This is a genomic window from Bradyrhizobium sp. LeoA1Lang (genome assembly GCF_055413685.1).
Map to the genome: position 1 here is coordinate 1 of NZ_JBVAPG010000716.1, position 231 is coordinate 231.

Below are 231 nucleotides of genomic sequence, written 5' to 3' on the forward strand. Positions count from 1 at the left end.
GGCAGCCAAGGACACCTCGCAGCATCGAGGTCCTCGTGGATCCGAAAGACCTGCCGGAGCTAATTTGACAGCCCACCCAACACGTCAAAATCACTGTGCAGAGCCACTTCTATCACAGTGATTTTGACTCTTTGGGGGTGGCTGGATAGGCGCGGCCGAGTTTGGCGCGAGCTTTGTCGGTTGTGAACATCCATTTGATTCGGGCTCGGGTTTTATTTCGCCGCCGTTGCC

At 55.8% G+C, this 231-nt stretch carries 1 pseudogene; it reads right to left on the minus strand.

Going from position 1 to position 231, the window contains the following annotated elements:
• Nucleotides 1-112 precede the first annotated feature (112 nt).
• Nucleotides 113-231 (minus strand): annotated as a pseudogene (locus tag ACZYOF_RS45060) (IS630 family transposase); the annotation flags it as partial.